Source organism: Pseudomonas sp. B21-009 (genome assembly GCF_024749345.1).
Lineage (GTDB): Bacteria > Pseudomonadota > Gammaproteobacteria > Pseudomonadales > Pseudomonadaceae > Aquipseudomonas.
The window spans coordinates 374,012-388,629 of the sequence record NZ_CP087199.1 but is presented as its reverse complement, the minus strand read 5'-3'; the positions used below and the strand labels follow the sequence as shown (position 1 = coordinate 388,629).

12 protein-coding genes are annotated in these 14,618 nt (G+C 61.3%); 8 read left to right on the top strand and 4 right to left on the bottom strand.

Features of this window, described 5'->3' with window-relative positions; all coding sequences use genetic code 11:
- Positions 1–137: 137 nt before the first annotated feature.
- Positions 138–2,588, bottom strand: a complete 2,451-nt coding sequence (locus LOY34_RS01710) for a glycogen/starch/alpha-glucan phosphorylase (protein ID WP_045193899.1) — start codon at positions 2,586–2,588, stop codon at positions 138–140.
- A gap of 199 nt (positions 2,589–2,787) precedes the next feature.
- On the opposite strand from LOY34_RS01710, the gene LOY34_RS01705 reads away from it, so the two are divergent.
- The 3 genes from LOY34_RS01705 (at position 2,788) to LOY34_RS01695 (ending at position 4,762) form a co-directional block, all read left to right on the top strand.
- Positions 2,788–3,198, top strand: a complete 411-nt coding sequence (locus LOY34_RS01705) for a YkgJ family cysteine cluster protein (RefSeq protein ID WP_230090916.1) — start codon at positions 2,788–2,790, stop codon at positions 3,196–3,198.
- 107 nt (positions 3,199–3,305) lie between these two features.
- Positions 3,306–3,557, top strand: a complete 252-nt coding sequence (locus LOY34_RS01700; protein ID WP_123564854.1) for a helix-turn-helix transcriptional regulator — start codon at positions 3,306–3,308, stop codon at positions 3,555–3,557.
- Positions 3,554–4,762 (top strand): type II toxin-antitoxin system HipA family toxin, encoded by a 1,209-nt coding sequence (locus LOY34_RS01695; protein ID WP_230090915.1) that lies wholly within the window; start codon positions 3,554–3,556, stop codon positions 4,760–4,762. The genes LOY34_RS01700 and LOY34_RS01695 overlap by 4 nt, the downstream gene beginning before the upstream one ends.
- A gap of 75 nt (positions 4,763–4,837) precedes the next feature.
- Here LOY34_RS01695 and typA read toward each other — a convergent pair whose 3' ends face one another.
- Together typA and thiI are read right to left on the bottom strand one after the other, a co-directional pair.
- Positions 4,838–6,658 carry a translational GTPase TypA gene (gene typA, locus LOY34_RS01690; RefSeq protein ID WP_045193901.1) on the bottom strand — a complete coding sequence of 607 codons (1,821 nt, stop codon included), beginning with the start codon at positions 6,656–6,658 and terminating at the stop codon, positions 4,838–4,840.
- A gap of 128 nt (positions 6,659–6,786) precedes the next feature.
- Entirely contained in the window at positions 6,787–8,241 is a 1,455-nt protein-coding gene (thiI, locus tag LOY34_RS01685) for a tRNA uracil 4-sulfurtransferase ThiI (RefSeq protein WP_258664215.1), read from the bottom strand.
- A 330-nt stretch (positions 8,242–8,571) separates the two neighbouring features.
- On the opposite strand from thiI, the gene glnA reads away from it, so the two are divergent.
- The 4 genes from glnA to ntrC all read left to right on the top strand — a co-directional run bounded on the left by glnA (position 8,572) and on the right by ntrC (position 13,456).
- Positions 8,572–9,978, top strand: coding sequence for a glutamate--ammonia ligase (gene glnA, locus LOY34_RS01680; RefSeq protein ID WP_038997584.1), 1,407 nt, complete (start codon positions 8,572–8,574; stop codon positions 9,976–9,978).
- Positions 9,979–10,129: 151 nt separating this feature from the next.
- On the top strand, positions 10,130–10,681 hold the full coding sequence (locus LOY34_RS01675) for a chorismate mutase (protein WP_195885496.1): 552 nt from the start codon (positions 10,130–10,132) through the stop codon (positions 10,679–10,681).
- 256 nt (positions 10,682–10,937) lie between these two features.
- Positions 10,938–12,023: a nitrogen regulation protein NR(II) gene (gene glnL / locus LOY34_RS01670; RefSeq protein WP_045193903.1), complete on the top strand. Its 1,086-nt coding sequence runs from the start codon at positions 10,938–10,940 to the stop codon at positions 12,021–12,023.
- Positions 12,020–13,456, top strand: coding sequence for a nitrogen regulation protein NR(I) (gene ntrC / locus LOY34_RS01665; RefSeq protein WP_195885495.1), 1,437 nt, complete (start codon positions 12,020–12,022; stop codon positions 13,454–13,456). Before glnL ends, ntrC begins: the two co-directional genes overlap by 4 nt.
- Before the next feature lie 265 nt (positions 13,457–13,721).
- On the opposite strand, the gene LOY34_RS01660 is transcribed toward ntrC, so the two are convergent.
- A complete protein-coding gene (locus LOY34_RS01660) occupies positions 13,722–14,159 on the bottom strand; it encodes a hypothetical protein (protein WP_195885494.1) in 438 nt (145 codons plus the stop codon).
- Between LOY34_RS01660 and LOY34_RS01655 the strand changes: the two genes are divergently transcribed.
- On the top strand, positions 14,158–14,613 hold the full coding sequence (locus tag LOY34_RS01655) for a tRNA (cytidine(34)-2'-O)-methyltransferase (RefSeq protein ID WP_195885493.1): 456 nt from the start codon (positions 14,158–14,160) through the stop codon (positions 14,611–14,613). The genes LOY34_RS01660 and LOY34_RS01655 overlap by 2 nt on opposite strands.
- Positions 14,614–14,618: the final 5 nt, after the last annotated feature.

Here is a 14,618-nt window from a genome sequence, read left to right as displayed (position 1 = left end):
GCTCCGAAGGAAGGGGGTAATAAAAACCCACGCAGTTTACAGGGAGAGTGAAGCGCTAGCGAGCAATCAGACACGCTTGGCCGATCAGACGGCACATCGGCCCGAGAGTTCAGCGCTCCCGGGCCGGCCTTTGCAGCTTAGTCGAGGGCTTTCCAGATATCCGTGGCGTACTCGCGGATGGTCCGGTCCGAAGAGAACCAGCCCATGCGCGCGCTGTTGAGCACTGCCATGCGCCACCACTGCCTGGGCTCGCGCCAGAGCGCTTCGACGCGCAATTGCGCTTCCCAGTAGGCATCGAAATCGGCGCACACCAGGAAGCGGTCATAAGCCACCAGCGAGTCGACCAAACCGACATAGCGGGCCGGGTCATCCGGTGAAAACACCCCGCCACGAATGGCCTGGAGCACGTCGTTGAGCCGATGGGAGGCACCGATCGCGGCACTGGCGCCAAAGTCGCCGCTGCGCTTGCGCGCCTCCACCTGCTGGGAGGTCAGGCCGAAGATGAACATGTTCTCGGCACCGACCTGCTCGCACATTTCGACATTGGCGCCGTCCAGGGTGCCAATGGTCAGCGCGCCATTGAGGCCGAATTTCATGTTGCTGGTGCCAGACGCCTCGTAACCGGCGGTGGAAATCTGCTCAGACAGATCGGCCGCCGGAATGATGCTCTCGGCCAGGCTGACGTTGTAGTTGGGCAGGAACACCACCTTGAGCAAGCCGCGCACGGTCGGGTCGTTGTTGACCACCTTGGCGATGTCGTTGCTCAGTTTGATGATCAGCTTGGCCTGGTGATAGCTGGCGGCGGCCTTGCCGGCGAAGATCTTCACCCGCGGCGCCCAGCCGCTGCCAGGTTCGGCGCGGATGGCCTGGTACAGGGCCACGGTGTGCAGCAGGTTGAGCAACTGGCGTTTGTACTCATGGATGCGCTTTACCTGCACATCGAACATCGCCTCGGGGTTGAGGGTAATGCCCAGGCGCTCCTGGACCAGGCTGGCCAGGGCCTTTTTGCTGTGCAGGCGCTGGGCGGCGAACTGCTTGCAGAACGACGCCTTGTCGGCAAACGGCTCAAGGTCGCGCAGGCGTCCCTGCGGGTCATCGAGCAGGTCGGCGCCGAGGGCCTCGACCAGCATGCCGGTCAGTTGCGGGTTGGCCTGGAACAGCCAACGACGGAAGGTGATGCCGTTGGTCTTGTTGTTGATTCGCTCGGGGTAGAGCTTGTGCAGTTCGGCGAACACCGTGCTGCGCATCAGCTTTGTGTGCAGCGCCGACACACCGTTGACGCTGTGCGAACCGAGGAACGCCAGGTTGCCCATGCGCACCCGGCGGCCGTTGTCTTCCTCGATCAGCGACACCGCGCGCAGCACGTCGAAGTCGTGGATGCCCTTGGCGCGCAAGGCGTCGATATGAAAGGCGTTGATCAGGTAGATGATCTGCATGTGCCGCGGCAGCATGCGCTCCATCAAACCCACCGGCCAGGTTTCCAGGGCTTCGGGCAGCAAAGTATGGTTGGTGTAGGCCAGGGTCTCGACGGTCAGCTGCCAGGCGGTGTCCCAGGGCACTTCGTGCTGGTCGACCAGCAGGCGCATCAGCTCGGCGACCGCGATCGAGGGGTGGGTGTCGTTGAGCTGGATCGCCGCCTGCTGCGGCAGGTTGAGCAGGCTGTCATGCATGTTCAGGTGCCGGCGCAGCAGGTCCTGCAGCGAGGCGGAAACAAAGAAGTACTCCTGCCGCAGGCGCAGCTCCTGGCCGGCCTCGGTACTGTCGGCCGGGTACAGCACCCGCGAGATACTCTCGGCGCGCGCCACTTCGGCGACAGCGCCAAGGTGATCGCCGGCATTGAAGCGCTCCAGGTGTAGTTCTTCCAATGCCCGCGCCCGCCACAGGCGCAAGGTGTTGACGCTGGCACCGCGCCAGCCGACCACCGGCGTGTCGTAGGCCACCGCACGCACCGTCTCGGCCGGCCACCACACCTGGCGCTGCTGGCCACTGGCATCGTGCACGGTCTCGACACTGCCACCAAAGCTGATCGGGTAGATCACCTCGGCCCGCTCGAACTCCCAGGGGTTGCCGAAATCCAGCCAGTTCTCGGTCTGCTCCTGCTGCCAGCCATCGACTACCGCCTGGCGGAACAGGCCGTGCTCGTAACGAATGCCGTAACCGTGGGCGGCGATGCCAAGGGTCGACATGCTCTCCATGAAACACGCCGCCAGACGCCCCAGGCCGCCGTTACCCAGCGCCGCATCGGGCTCCAGCAGGCGAATGCGCTCAAGGTCGACGTTAAGCCCATCCAGCGCTTCACGGGCAACATCGAGCAGGCCGAGATTGCTCAGGCTGTCGTACAGCAGACGGCCGATCAGGAACTCCAGCGACAGGTAATACACCCGCTTCTGGCTCTTGCGGTAGATCTGCCGGGTATGGTCCATCCAGTGGTCGACCATGTGATCGCGGGCAGCCAGGGCAATGGCTTCGAACCAGTCGTGATCGAAGGCATGCTCCGGGTCCTTGCCGACCGCGTAAGTCAATTTATCCAGCACAGCGGTGCGAAAAGCGGCCACCTCTGCGTCACGAGCGAGCGGTTCCTGAGACATGCGACGTCCTCGGGCAAGTTGACGAATGCGGATGGAGATTTCTCAGCCTAGACCGTTCGACACAGAGGGGAAGCTCTGGTTCGCGACTTTCTTGCGGCCAGCGGCAAACAAACCCGGAATAAAGCGGCAAATGGTTGTTCACAATTTGATCAACTCCGGTATCATCGCGCGCCCACAAGACTCTTCTAGCCTGAGCCCGATGAAACCGACCCTGATTGCCGCCGCCGAAGTCGACCGACTGGAAACCTGGCAGAAGTACCAAAGCCATATGTGCGGAGGCTGCAACTCGACCTGCTGCACCTTGCCGACGGAAGTGAAAATCAAAGACCTGATCCGCATGGGCGTGGTGGATGAGTTCGAGGTGGGCGAGCCGCCGAAGAACATTGCCAAGCGCTTGCAGAAGGACGGGATCATCCAGCGCTTCAACCAGAAGTCGGGGATTTTCACCCTGGCGCAGATGAGCAACGACGATTGCCTGTACCTGGACCGTAAAAGTCGCATGTGCACCATTTACGACAAGCGCCCGGACACCTGCCGCAACCATCCGCGGATCGGCCCGCGGCCGGGATACTGCGCGTATATCCCCAAGCCTGCGGTGCGCTCGCGCTAAGCGACCACCACTTGTCGGAACGCCCGACCGAAGCGAGCTGGGCGCTTGACGATGACACCATGTTATGTTTACCTGACATTAACCAGTTAATGTTATGAATACGTAACATGCAGACCACGCTAATTTCCCAGCGCATCGGGCACAGCATCGAGCAGATGAGAAAGCGCCGCGGCCTGACCAAAGTGCAACTGGCGGAACGTATCGGCATCACTCGGCAGAAGCTCAGTGAGATCGAGCAGGGCTCAAGCACCGTCGCCATCTCGTTTTACAGCAGAGCATTGAATGCCCTCGGCTGCGACGTCGAGGTCGTGGCGAAGTCCCTGCCGACCCTGGATGAGCTTGAGGACGTGTTCCGGTGAGCGCGGCAGACGAGCTGCTGGTGTCAACGCCTCAAGGCGTCAGCGGCAAGATTTACCAGCAGCCAAACGGCGACTACGTCTTTCGCTATAGCGACTCATCCTCGGCCTCGATTGCGGTGAGCATGACCATGCCCCCTCGCCGCGACGACTTCGTATCCAGGGACCTTCATCCGATTTTCCAGATGAACCTGCCCGAAGGCTATGTACTGGAGCAACTGCGCAATCGCCTGGCCAAGGTAGCAACCGTCAACCCGATGCTGCTGCTGGCGATCTCCGGCAGCAACTCGCCTATCGGCCGCGTATTCGTCACCGCACCAGAAGTGCAGCGCCTGATCGAGCAGCAAGACAACCCGGGCAAAGGCGAACGCCTCAGCGAGATTCTTGCCTGGGACGGTACCGAGGATATTTTCAATGAACTGGTCCAACGCTACATCTTGCGCTCCGGTATTTCTGGCGTGCAGCCCAAAGTGCTGGTGCCGGAACTGGCCGAAGCCCCTTACAAGGCGACCGCCACCACCGCTGACCTGATTGTAAAAAGCGGCAAGGGTGAATTCCCCCACCTGGCGATCAACGAGTACCTGTGCATGTCGATTGCCAGCGCAGCCGGAATAACCACACCAGAGTTCTACTTGTCCAAGGACAAGCGCATGTTCGTCATGCGCCGCTTCGACCGTGATGCACAGCTGAATCCGCTTGGCTTCGAAGACATGGCGGTGTTGATGGGCCTGGGTACTGCTGGCAAATACAGTAAAAGCTACGAGCACATCGCCAAAGCCATAGAGGTGTTTGCCGCACCGATGAAACAGCTGGAGAACCTTCAGGCACTGTTCGACATGGTCGCCTTGAGTTGCATCGTCGGCAACGGCGATGCGCACCTGAAGAACTTCGGCCTGCTGTACAGCACGCCTTACGCCAATGATGCCGTGCTCGCGCCGGCCTATGACATCGTCAATACCACCGCCTACCTTCCGCGAGACACACTGGCGCTGGACCTCAATGGGCAGAAGTCGCTTTTTGCCTCACGCCTGGCCATTCTCGACTTCGCCAAACGCTGCCGTGTCAGTGACCCCAAAAGCCGCATCCAGGCAATCCTGCAAGCCGTCGAAGGCACACTGCTGCATCATCAGGAGCTGACGGAACAAGCACCGGACATAGCTGCTGCCATCCGCGCCAGCGCCGCGCCGTTCGAACAGTCCTTCGGCTGATTCACACTTTCCGCGCACAAAAAAACGCCCCCGGCCTTGCGACCGGGGGCGTTTTCATTCAGCCGGAACTAAGACTCAGTTCTTGGCTTTCTTGGCAGCGCGGGTACGCTCGCCTTCGTCGAGGATCTTCTTGCGCAGACGGATCGACTTAGGGGTCACTTCGCACAGCTCGTCGTCCTGGATGAATTCCAGAGCCTGTTCCAGGGTGAAGCGAACAGGTGGAACCAGGGCGATGGTTTCGTCTTTACCCGAAGCACGCATGTTGTCGAGCTTCTTGCCCTTGGTAGGGTTGACGCCCAGGTCGTTGTCACGGCTGTTCAGACCAACGATCTGACCGTTGTAGATCTCCTGGCCGTGCTCGACGAACAGCTTGCCGCGCGCCTGCAGGGTTTCCAGGGAGTAGGTCAGGGCCTTGCCGGTTTCAACCGAAACCAGTACGCCGTTCTGACGGCCGGACATGTGGCCGGACTTCATCGGAGCGTAACGGTCGAAGATCGAGGTCAGGATGCCTGCACCGTTGGTCAGGGTCAGGAACTGGTTACGGAAACCGATCAGACCACGGGCTGGAATGTTGTATTCCAGGCGTACACGGCCCTTGCCATCCGGAACCATGTTGGTCAGGTCGCCTTTACGCAGACCCATTTCTTCCATGACCTTGCCCTGGGAGTCTTCAGGGATGTCGATGGTGACGTTTTCGAACGGCTCGTGCTTGGCACCGTCGACTTCACGGATGATCACTTCCGGACGACCAACACCCATTTCGAAGCCTTCGCGACGCATGGTTTCGATCAGAACCGAGAGGTGCAGCTCACCACGGCCGGAGACCTTGAACTTGTCAGCCGAGTCGCCTTCTTCAACGCGCAGTGCAACGTTGTACAGCAGCTCTTTGTCCAGACGTTCCTTGATGTTGCGGGAAGTCACGAACTTGCCTTCTTTACCGCAGAACGGCGAGTCGTTGACCTGGAAGGTCATCGAAACGGTTGGCTCGTCAACGGTCAGCGGCTTCATCGCTTCAACTGCGTCCGGGGAGCACAGAGTGTCGGAGATGAACAGCTCGTCGAAACCGCTGATGCAGACGATGTCGCCAGCCTGGGCTTCTTCGACGTCAACGCGGTGCAGGCCGTGGTGACCCATCAGCTTGAGGATACGACCGTTGCGCTTCTTGCCATCGACGTCGATAGCCACCACCGGGGTGTTCGGCTTGACGCGACCGCGGGCGATACGGCCAACACCGATAACACCGAGGAAGCTGTTGTAGTCCAGTGCCGAGATCTGCATCTGGAACGGGCCGTCACGGTCAACAGCAGGGGCCGGCACGTTGTCGACGATCGACTGGTACAGCGGGGTCATGTCTTCGGCCATTTCGGTGTGGTCCAGACCGGCAATGCCGTTCAGGGCCGAGGCGTAGACGACTTTGAAGTCCAGCTGTTCGTCGGTGGCACCGAGGTTGTCGAACAGATCGAAGATCTGGTCCAGAACCCAGTCAGGACGCGCGCCCGGACGGTCGACCTTGTTGATCACCACGATTGGACGCAGGCCGGCTTCGAAAGCCTTCTTGGTCACGAAACGGGTTTGCGGCATAGGGCCGTCTTGAGCGTCGACCAGCAGCAGTACGGAGTCGACCATCGACATTACACGTTCAACCTCGCCACCGAAGTCGGCGTGGCCGGGGGTGTCGACGATGTTGATGTGGTAGCCGTTCCAGTTGATGGCGGTGTTTTTCGCCAGAATGGTAATACCGCGCTCTTTTTCCTGGTCGTTGGAGTCCATGACGCGCTCGTCGTTGAGCTCGTTACGCTCCAGAGTGCCGGACTGACGCAGGAGTTTGTCGACCAGGGTGGTTTTACCATGGTCAACGTGGGCGATGATGGCGATGTTACGCAGATTTTCGATCACGTGTGTATCTCGATCAGAGGATTCGGGTTGCCGCCCAGTCTAGGCGGCGAATATGAATGAATGGCGCTCAAACGGCCCGGTGGTCGGGAGGGCGATGGCGGATGCTCCCGCCATATAGCCCCGGCGTCTTATGTCGGACGATAAACGCGCACATTGGCATGTCCCTCACTGAGCAGATGATGGGCATGCAGGCGACTCATTACTCCCTTGTCGCAATACAGCAGGTACTGGCGCGTGGCATCCAGCTCCTTGAAGCGACTGTTCAGGGCGTAGAACGGCAAGGCCTGGACCTCGATGCCGTCCAGTTCCAGGGGCTGGTCTTCCTGGGCATCAGGGTGGCGAATGTCGATCACCACCTGCCCGGCCAGCGCCTGGCTGACTTCTTCGATCTGGATATCCTGGCTGAGTTCATCGATCACGTGGTCGATGGAGATCAGCCGAGCGCGCTCCAGGGCACGCTCGAGCACCGCCATGTCGAACTGCTTCTCTTCATGCTCGAGGCGATGACGCTTGGCGCAAGTGGTCGGGTTCACCGAAATCACGCCGCAGTATTCAGGCATGTGCTTGGCGAACTCGGCGGTGCCGATCTGCTGGGCCTGGTCGATGATGTCCTGCTTGTGGCTGGCCAGCAGCGGGCGCAGCACCAGCTTCTCGGTGGCCGAGTCGATCACCGCAAGGTTCGGCAGGGTCTGGCTCGAGACCTGGGAAATGGCTTCACCGGTTACCAGGGCATCGATCTGCAGGCGGTCGGCGATGTTGGTCGCCGCGCGCAGCATCATGCGCTTGAGGGTCACGCCCATGTAGCTGTTGTCGACCTTGCCGAGGATCTCGCCGACCACTTCTTCGAACGGCACGCTGACGAACAGCACGCGCTGGCTGCTGCCGTACTTTTTCCACAGGAAGTGGGCGACTTCCATCACCCCCAGTTCGTGGGCGCGGCCGCCAAGGTTGAAGAAGCAGAAGTGGGTCATCAGGCCGCGACGCATCATCTGGTAGGCGGCGACGGTGGAGTCGAAACCACCGGACATCAGCACCAGGGTCTGCTCCAGCGCGCCCAGCGGGTAACCGCCGATGCCTTTGTGCTGGTTGTGGATGACGTACAGGCGCTTGTCGCGCACCTCGATGCGCACCTCGACTTCAGGCGTGCGCAGATCGATACCGGCGGCGCCGCACTGCTGGCGCAGCTGGCTGCCGACGTAGCGGTCGACGTCCATCGAGGTGAAATCGTGGTGACCGCCGCGCTTGCAGCGTACGGCGAAGCGCTTGCCCGCCAGCAGGTGACCGAAGTGCTGCTTGCACTTGGCGACGATGTCGTCGAAATCACCCAGCGGGTATTCGTCGACCTGCAGGAAATGGACAATGCCCGGCGTGCAGCTCAGACGCTCGGTCATCTCGCGCAGGACCTTCTCGTCCTCGATGTGAGTGATCACTTCGAGGTTATCCCAGACACCGTTAACCGCGAGCGCAGGATCGAGGTCCTTGAGCACGTTGCGGATGTTGCGGGCCAGTTGACGGATGAAGCGCTTGCGAACCGGCCGGCTCTTGATGGTGATCTCTGGGAAGACTTTTACGATTAGTTTCATGAAAAACAGCGCGCGAGGTGCCGACTAAAAAAGTGGGGCGCGGATTATAGCGGAAATTGCTCAAGCTTTGAGCAACTTTTGTACAGAAGGTTTTTCTCGCACCGTTATGGTGCATCATGGCTGTTTAGCGCATCGTAAGGGTGCAGAAAAAACCGCTGATTTCAGCGAATCGGGCGAAAACGCTTGGGTTTGGGGCAAAAATCCCAACTCGGGGCACTGGCATGCAATTTGCTCCCTTGTGAGGCAGGTTGCCTTGGCCGACTATTCGCGCCCGGCATCACCCAAATTAAAGGGCTGCACAGGCAAGCTCTACCCCACCCGGAGGACACTATGTCGAAGTCGGTTCAACTCATCAAAGATCATGACGTTAAATGGATTGATCTGCGCTTCACTGACACCAAAGGCACTCAGCACCACGTGACCATGCCAGCTCGTGATGCGCTGGATGAAGATTTCTTCGAAGCCGGCAAGATGTTCGACGGTTCCTCCATCGCTGGCTGGAAAGGCATCGAAGCCTCCGACATGATCCTGATGCCGGACGACTCCTCCGCCGTGCTCGACCCGTTCACCGAAGAGCCGACCCTGATCCTGGTCTGCGACATCATCGAACCTTCGACCATGCAAGGCTACGACCGCGACCCACGCGCCATCGCCCGCCGCGCCGAAGAGTACCTGAAGACCACCGGTATCGGTGACACCGTGTTCGTCGGCCCAGAGCCTGAGTTCTTCATCTTCGACGAAGTGAAGTTCAAGTCCGACATCTCCGGCTCGATGTTCAAGATCTACTCCGAGCAAGGCTCGTGGATGTCCGACCAGGACGTCGAAGGCGGCAACAAAGGCCACCGTCCAGGCGTCAAAGGCGGCTACTTCCCGGTACCACCGTTCGACCACGACCACGAAATCCGTACTGCCATGTGCAACGCCATGGAAGAAATGGGCCTGGTCATCGAAGTCCACCACCACGAAGTGGCCACTGCCGGCCAGAACGAAATCGGCGTGCAGTTCAACACCCTGGTGAAGAAGGCTGACGAAGTTCAGACCCTCAAATACTGCGTGCACAACGTTGCCGACGCCTACGGCCGCACCGCTACCTTCATGCCTAAGCCACTGTACGGTGACAACGGCTCGGGTATGCACGTGCACATGTCCATCTCCAAAGATGGCAAGAACACCTTCTCCGGCGAAGGCTATGCCGGCCTGTCCGACACCGCCCTGTACTTCATCGGCGGTATCATCAAGCACGGTAAGGCCCTGAACGGCTTCACCAACCCGGCTACCAACTCCTACAAGCGTCTGGTACCAGGCTTCGAAGCACCGGTCATGCTGGCCTACTCGGCGCGCAACCGTTCCGCCTCGATCCGCATCCCGTACGTTTCCAGCCCGAAAGCCCGCCGCATCGAAGCGCGCTTCCCGGACCCGGCTGCCAACCCGTACCTGTGCTTCGCAGCACTGATGATGGCCGGCCTGGACGGTATCCAGAACAAGATCCACCCAGGCGATGCCGCCGACAAGAACCTGTACGACCTGCCGCCTGAAGAGGCGAAAGAGATCCCACAGGTTTGCGGCAGCCTGAAAGAAGCCCTGGAAGAGCTGGACAAAGGCCGTGCGTTCCTGACCAAGGGCGGCGTGTTCTCCGACGACTTCATCGATGCCTACATCGCGCTGAAAAGCGAAGAAGAAATCAAGGTCCGCACCTTCGTACACCCACTGGAATACGAGCTGTACTACAGCTGCTAAGCCAGTGACGCTCGCGCAAGCGGCGTAGCTTGAAAAAAGGCCTCCTTCGGGAGGCCTTTTTGCTTTTCTGACAGGTCTATACGTATTGGCCGACAGGAAAAAAAGGCGAGAATCTGCACACTGCTCGCTTTGCCGCTATCGGAACCCCACCATGCGTACACCATCGCTGCTTGCCTTGCTGTTGGCGCCCACCTTGCTCCTGCAGGGATGCACCTCGACAGCCACACCGCCAACCGCCCTTTCGCACCTGCTTGAGAGCGTCAATCAGCGTCTGGACATGGCCGAAGATGTCGCCCTGAACAAATGGGACTCGGGCCAACCAGTAGAAGCGCCTGAACGCGAGCAGCAGGTGATTGCCAATGCCCAGTCCCAGGCCCTGCGCTTTGGTGTCGACGGGCAACGGGCAGCGCTGTTCTTCGCCGATCAGATCGAAGCCAACAAGCTGCTGCAGTACAGCGCGCTGTCGCGCTGGCATGCCGTCGGCAGCGCACCGCAAACCCCGCGGGTCGATCTGGGCAGCCAGCTGCGCCCGCAGCTGGATCGCCTGCAGCGCACCCTGCTCAGCCAGTTGGCCGAGTTTGATCGCAACCGCCCGGCCCATTGCCCGGCAACCCTTGCCCAGGCCATCGCGCAACGAGCCCGAGACCCGCAGCAATCCGTGGCGCTGATCCGCGCCACCACGCATTTGTGCTCGCCGCAGTAATCCTTCCTCTATGCTCTATATTGGTGCACGCATCTGCCTGCACCTGAGCAACTCAGCCCATTTTGGTTCACAAGAAGCGTGACCTCAGGACTTTGTAGGCATTTTTCGCGCAAATACAGGTCTTAATCCGGAAATTCCGCTTCTTTTCGGAGCCTTGGTTTGCTTTTTGCATTTTCTTTGTACCAGCGGATTACCAGCGACCGCGACTTGGGCCCAGGCCGAGGTTGTATGAGCCAAAAGAGGTCAACGACGCCCCATGACCATCAGCGATGCACTGCACCGACTGCTACTGGACAACCTGACCACCGCCACCATCCTGCTCGATGCCGAACTGCGCCTTGAGTACATGAACCCGGCAGCGGAGATGCTCCTGGCCATCAGCGGCCAGCGCAGCCATGGTCAGTTCATCAGCGAGCTGTTCACCGAATCGCCCGAGGCGCTGAACTCCCTGCGCCAGGCAGTGGAGCAGGCGCACCCCTTCACCAAGCGCGAAGCGCAACTGACCTCGCTGACCGGCCAGACCCAGACCGTCGACTACGCGGTAACGCCGATCCTCAGCAAGGGCGCGACCCTGCTGCTGCTCGAAGTGCACCCGCGTGACCGCCTGCTGCGCATCACTAAGGAAGAGGCCCAGCTGTCCAAGCAGGAAACCACCAAGATGCTGGTGCGCGGCCTGGCCCACGAGATCAAGAACCCGCTCGGTGGCATTCGCGGCGCCGCCCAGTTGTTGGCCCGCGAACTGCCCGAGGAAGGCCTGAAGGACTACACCAATGTAATCATTGAAGAGGCCGACCGCCTGCGCAACCTGGTCGACCGCATGCTCGGCTCGAACAAGCTGCCGTCGCTGGCCCTGACCAATATTCATGAGGTGCTGGAGCGGGTCTGCAGCCTGGTCGAGGCCGAAAGCCAGGGTGGCATCACCCTGGTGCGCGATTACGACCCGAGCCTGCCGGACGTGCTGATCGACCGCGAACAGATGATCCAGGCGGTGCTCAACATCGTGCGCAACGCCATGCAGGCCATCAGCGGCCAGAACGAGCTGCGCCTGGGCCGCATCAGCCTGCGCACCCGGGCCATGCGCCAGTTCACCATCGGCCACACCCGTCACCGCCTGGTGGCCCGCATCGAGATCATCGACAACGGCCCGGGCATCCCTGCCGAGCTGCAGGAAACCATCTTCTACCCCATGGTCAGCGGCCGCCCGGACGGTACCGGGCTGGGCCTGGCCATTACCCAGAACATCATCAGCCAGCACCAGGGCCTGATCGAATGTGACAGTCACCCTGGCCACACCACCTTCTCGATCTTCCTGCCGCTGGAACAAGGAGCCACCGCCTCATGAGCCGAAGTGAAACTGTCTGGATCGTCGACGATGATCGTTCCATCCGCTGGGTGCTGGAAAAGGCCCTGCAACAGGAAGGCATGACCACCCAGAGCTTCGACAGCGCCGACGGGGTCATGAGCCGCCTGGCCCGGCAACAGCCGGACGTGATCATTTCCGACATCCGCATGCCCGGCGCCAGCGGCCTGGACTTGCTCGCGCAGATCCGCGAGCAGCACCCGCGCCTGCCGGTGATCATCATGACCGCCCATTCCGACCTCGACAGCGCGGTGGCGTCCTATCAGGGCGGCGCCTTCGAATACCTGCCCAAGCCATTCGATGTCGACGAGGCGGTATCGCTGGTCAAGCGCGCCAACCAGCACGCCCAGGAGCAACAGGGCCTGGACGTCGCCCCGAGCATGACCCGCACCCCGGAGATCATCGGCGAAGCGCCGGCAATGCAGGAGGTGTTCCGCGCCATCGGCCGCCTGAGCCACTCCAACATCACCGTGCTGATCAACGGCGAGTCCGGTACCGGTAAAGAACTGGTCGCCCACGCCCTGCACCGTCACAGCCCGCGGGCGGCGTCGCCGTTCATCGCCTTGAACATGGCGGCGATCCCCAAGGACCTGATGGAATCGGAACTGTTCGGCCACGAGAAAGGCGCCTTCACCGGCGCTGCCAACCTGCGCCGCGGACGCTTCGAGCAGGCCGATGGCGGCACGCTGTTCCTCGACGAGATCGGCGACATGCCGGCCGATACCCAGACCCGCCTGCTGCGGGTGCTGGCCGATGGTGAGTTCTACCGGGTAGGCGGCCATGTGCCGGTCAAGGTTGATGTGCGAATCATCGCCGCCACCCACCAGAACCTGGAAACCCTGGTGCAGGCCGGCAAATTCCGCGAAGACCTGTTCCACCGCCTGAACGTGATCCGCATCCACATCCCGCGCCTGGCCGATCGTCGCGAAGACATCCCGACCCTGGCCCGCCACTTCCTCGGCCGCGCCGCCCAGGAACTGGCGGTGGAGCCCAAGCTGCTCAAGGCCGAAACCGAGGAGTTCATCCGCAACCTGCCGTGGCCGGGCAATGTGCGTCAGCTGGAGAACACCTGCCGCTGGATCACGGTGATGGCCTCGGGACGCGAAGTGCATATCGGCGACCTGCCGCCCGAGCTGCTCAACCTGCCGCAAGATTCAGCGCCGGTGACCAACTGGGAACAGGCCCTGCGCCAGTGGGCAGACCAGGCCTTGGCCCGCGGCCAGTCGAGCCTGCTCGACAGCGCCGTGCCGAGTTTTGAGCGGATCATGATCGAGACCGCCCTCAAGCACACCGCCGGCCGCCGCCGCGATGCCGCAGTGCTGCTGGGCTGGGGCCGCAACACCCTGACGCGCAAGATCAAGGAGTTGGGGATGAAGGTCGATGGCGGCGACGAGGACGGTGACGACGAGGCCTGAGCGTTAACCTGATCGCGGGGCAAGCCCGCTCCTACCAATTGGTGTGGGAGCGGCGGTGCGGCGATCCGACCTGCCCCGCGATGCTTTTGCACCGAACCTGTGCCCTGCGCACCGCAGCAAAGCACAAATCCCCCGCCTAACCCCGCCTAACCCCTTAAAACCCGCCATTTCCCGCACTGCAACAAAACTGGCACACACCCTGCATTAGTATCAGTACTTCCAGTTTTGGGGACCTTGGTACAGGCAGGCCGGGGAATCCCCTCTTTTATTCGCGCAGTTTCACCTGCACCCGCCAGCGTCCGCCCTCCTCTGCACCGGCCCATTCGCCATGCAGAGGGCGGGCCGCGACCAGGGTCACAAGCAAGCCGCCGTCACTGTGCTGCACCCGCCAGCTCACCGGTTTGCCCTGCAACTGCAACTGACCCCGCGCAACCTTGCCCTCGGCCTCGAACAGCAGCGCCAGGGTACCTTCGACTTCTTCGCCGTGCAGTTGGGGTTCTTCGTTGAACCACAGGTTCAACCCCGCCTCGACCACCTCGACCTGCTCCAGCACCCGTGGCTCTGGCGCAGTCAGGCGACCGATCATCAGCCCCACCAGCATGCCGAACAGCGCCAGGGAAAACAGCACGCGCGGCCATAGCTGCGAACGCGGGTCCGGTTCAGGAGTAGAATGCTCGACATCTTTATGTTCGGAGCCGTGCATGTTTCACGTCATCCTCTTTCAACCAGAGATTCCGCCGAATACCGGCAACATCATCAGACTGTGCGCCAACAGCGGCTGCCACCTGCACCTGATCGAGCCGATCGGCTTCGAGCTGGACGACAAGCGCTTGCGCCGGGCCGGTCTGGACTACCACGAGTATGCCACGCTCAAGCGCCACCCAGACCTGCCCAGTTGCCTGGAAAGCCTTGGCCAGCCGCGGCTGTTTGCCTTCACCACGAAGGCCTCGCACCCTTACCACGAAACCGCCTTCCAGCCGGGCGACGCCTTCCTGTTCGGCCCCGAAAGCCGTGGCCTGCCGGCCGAGGTGCTGGACAGCCTGCCCGCCGAGCAGCGCCTGCGCCTGCCGATGCGCCCGGGCTGCCGCAGCCTGAACCTGTCCAACACGGTGGCGGTGACGGTGTACGAAGCCTGGCGCCAGCAAGGGTTTGCCTGAGCCAA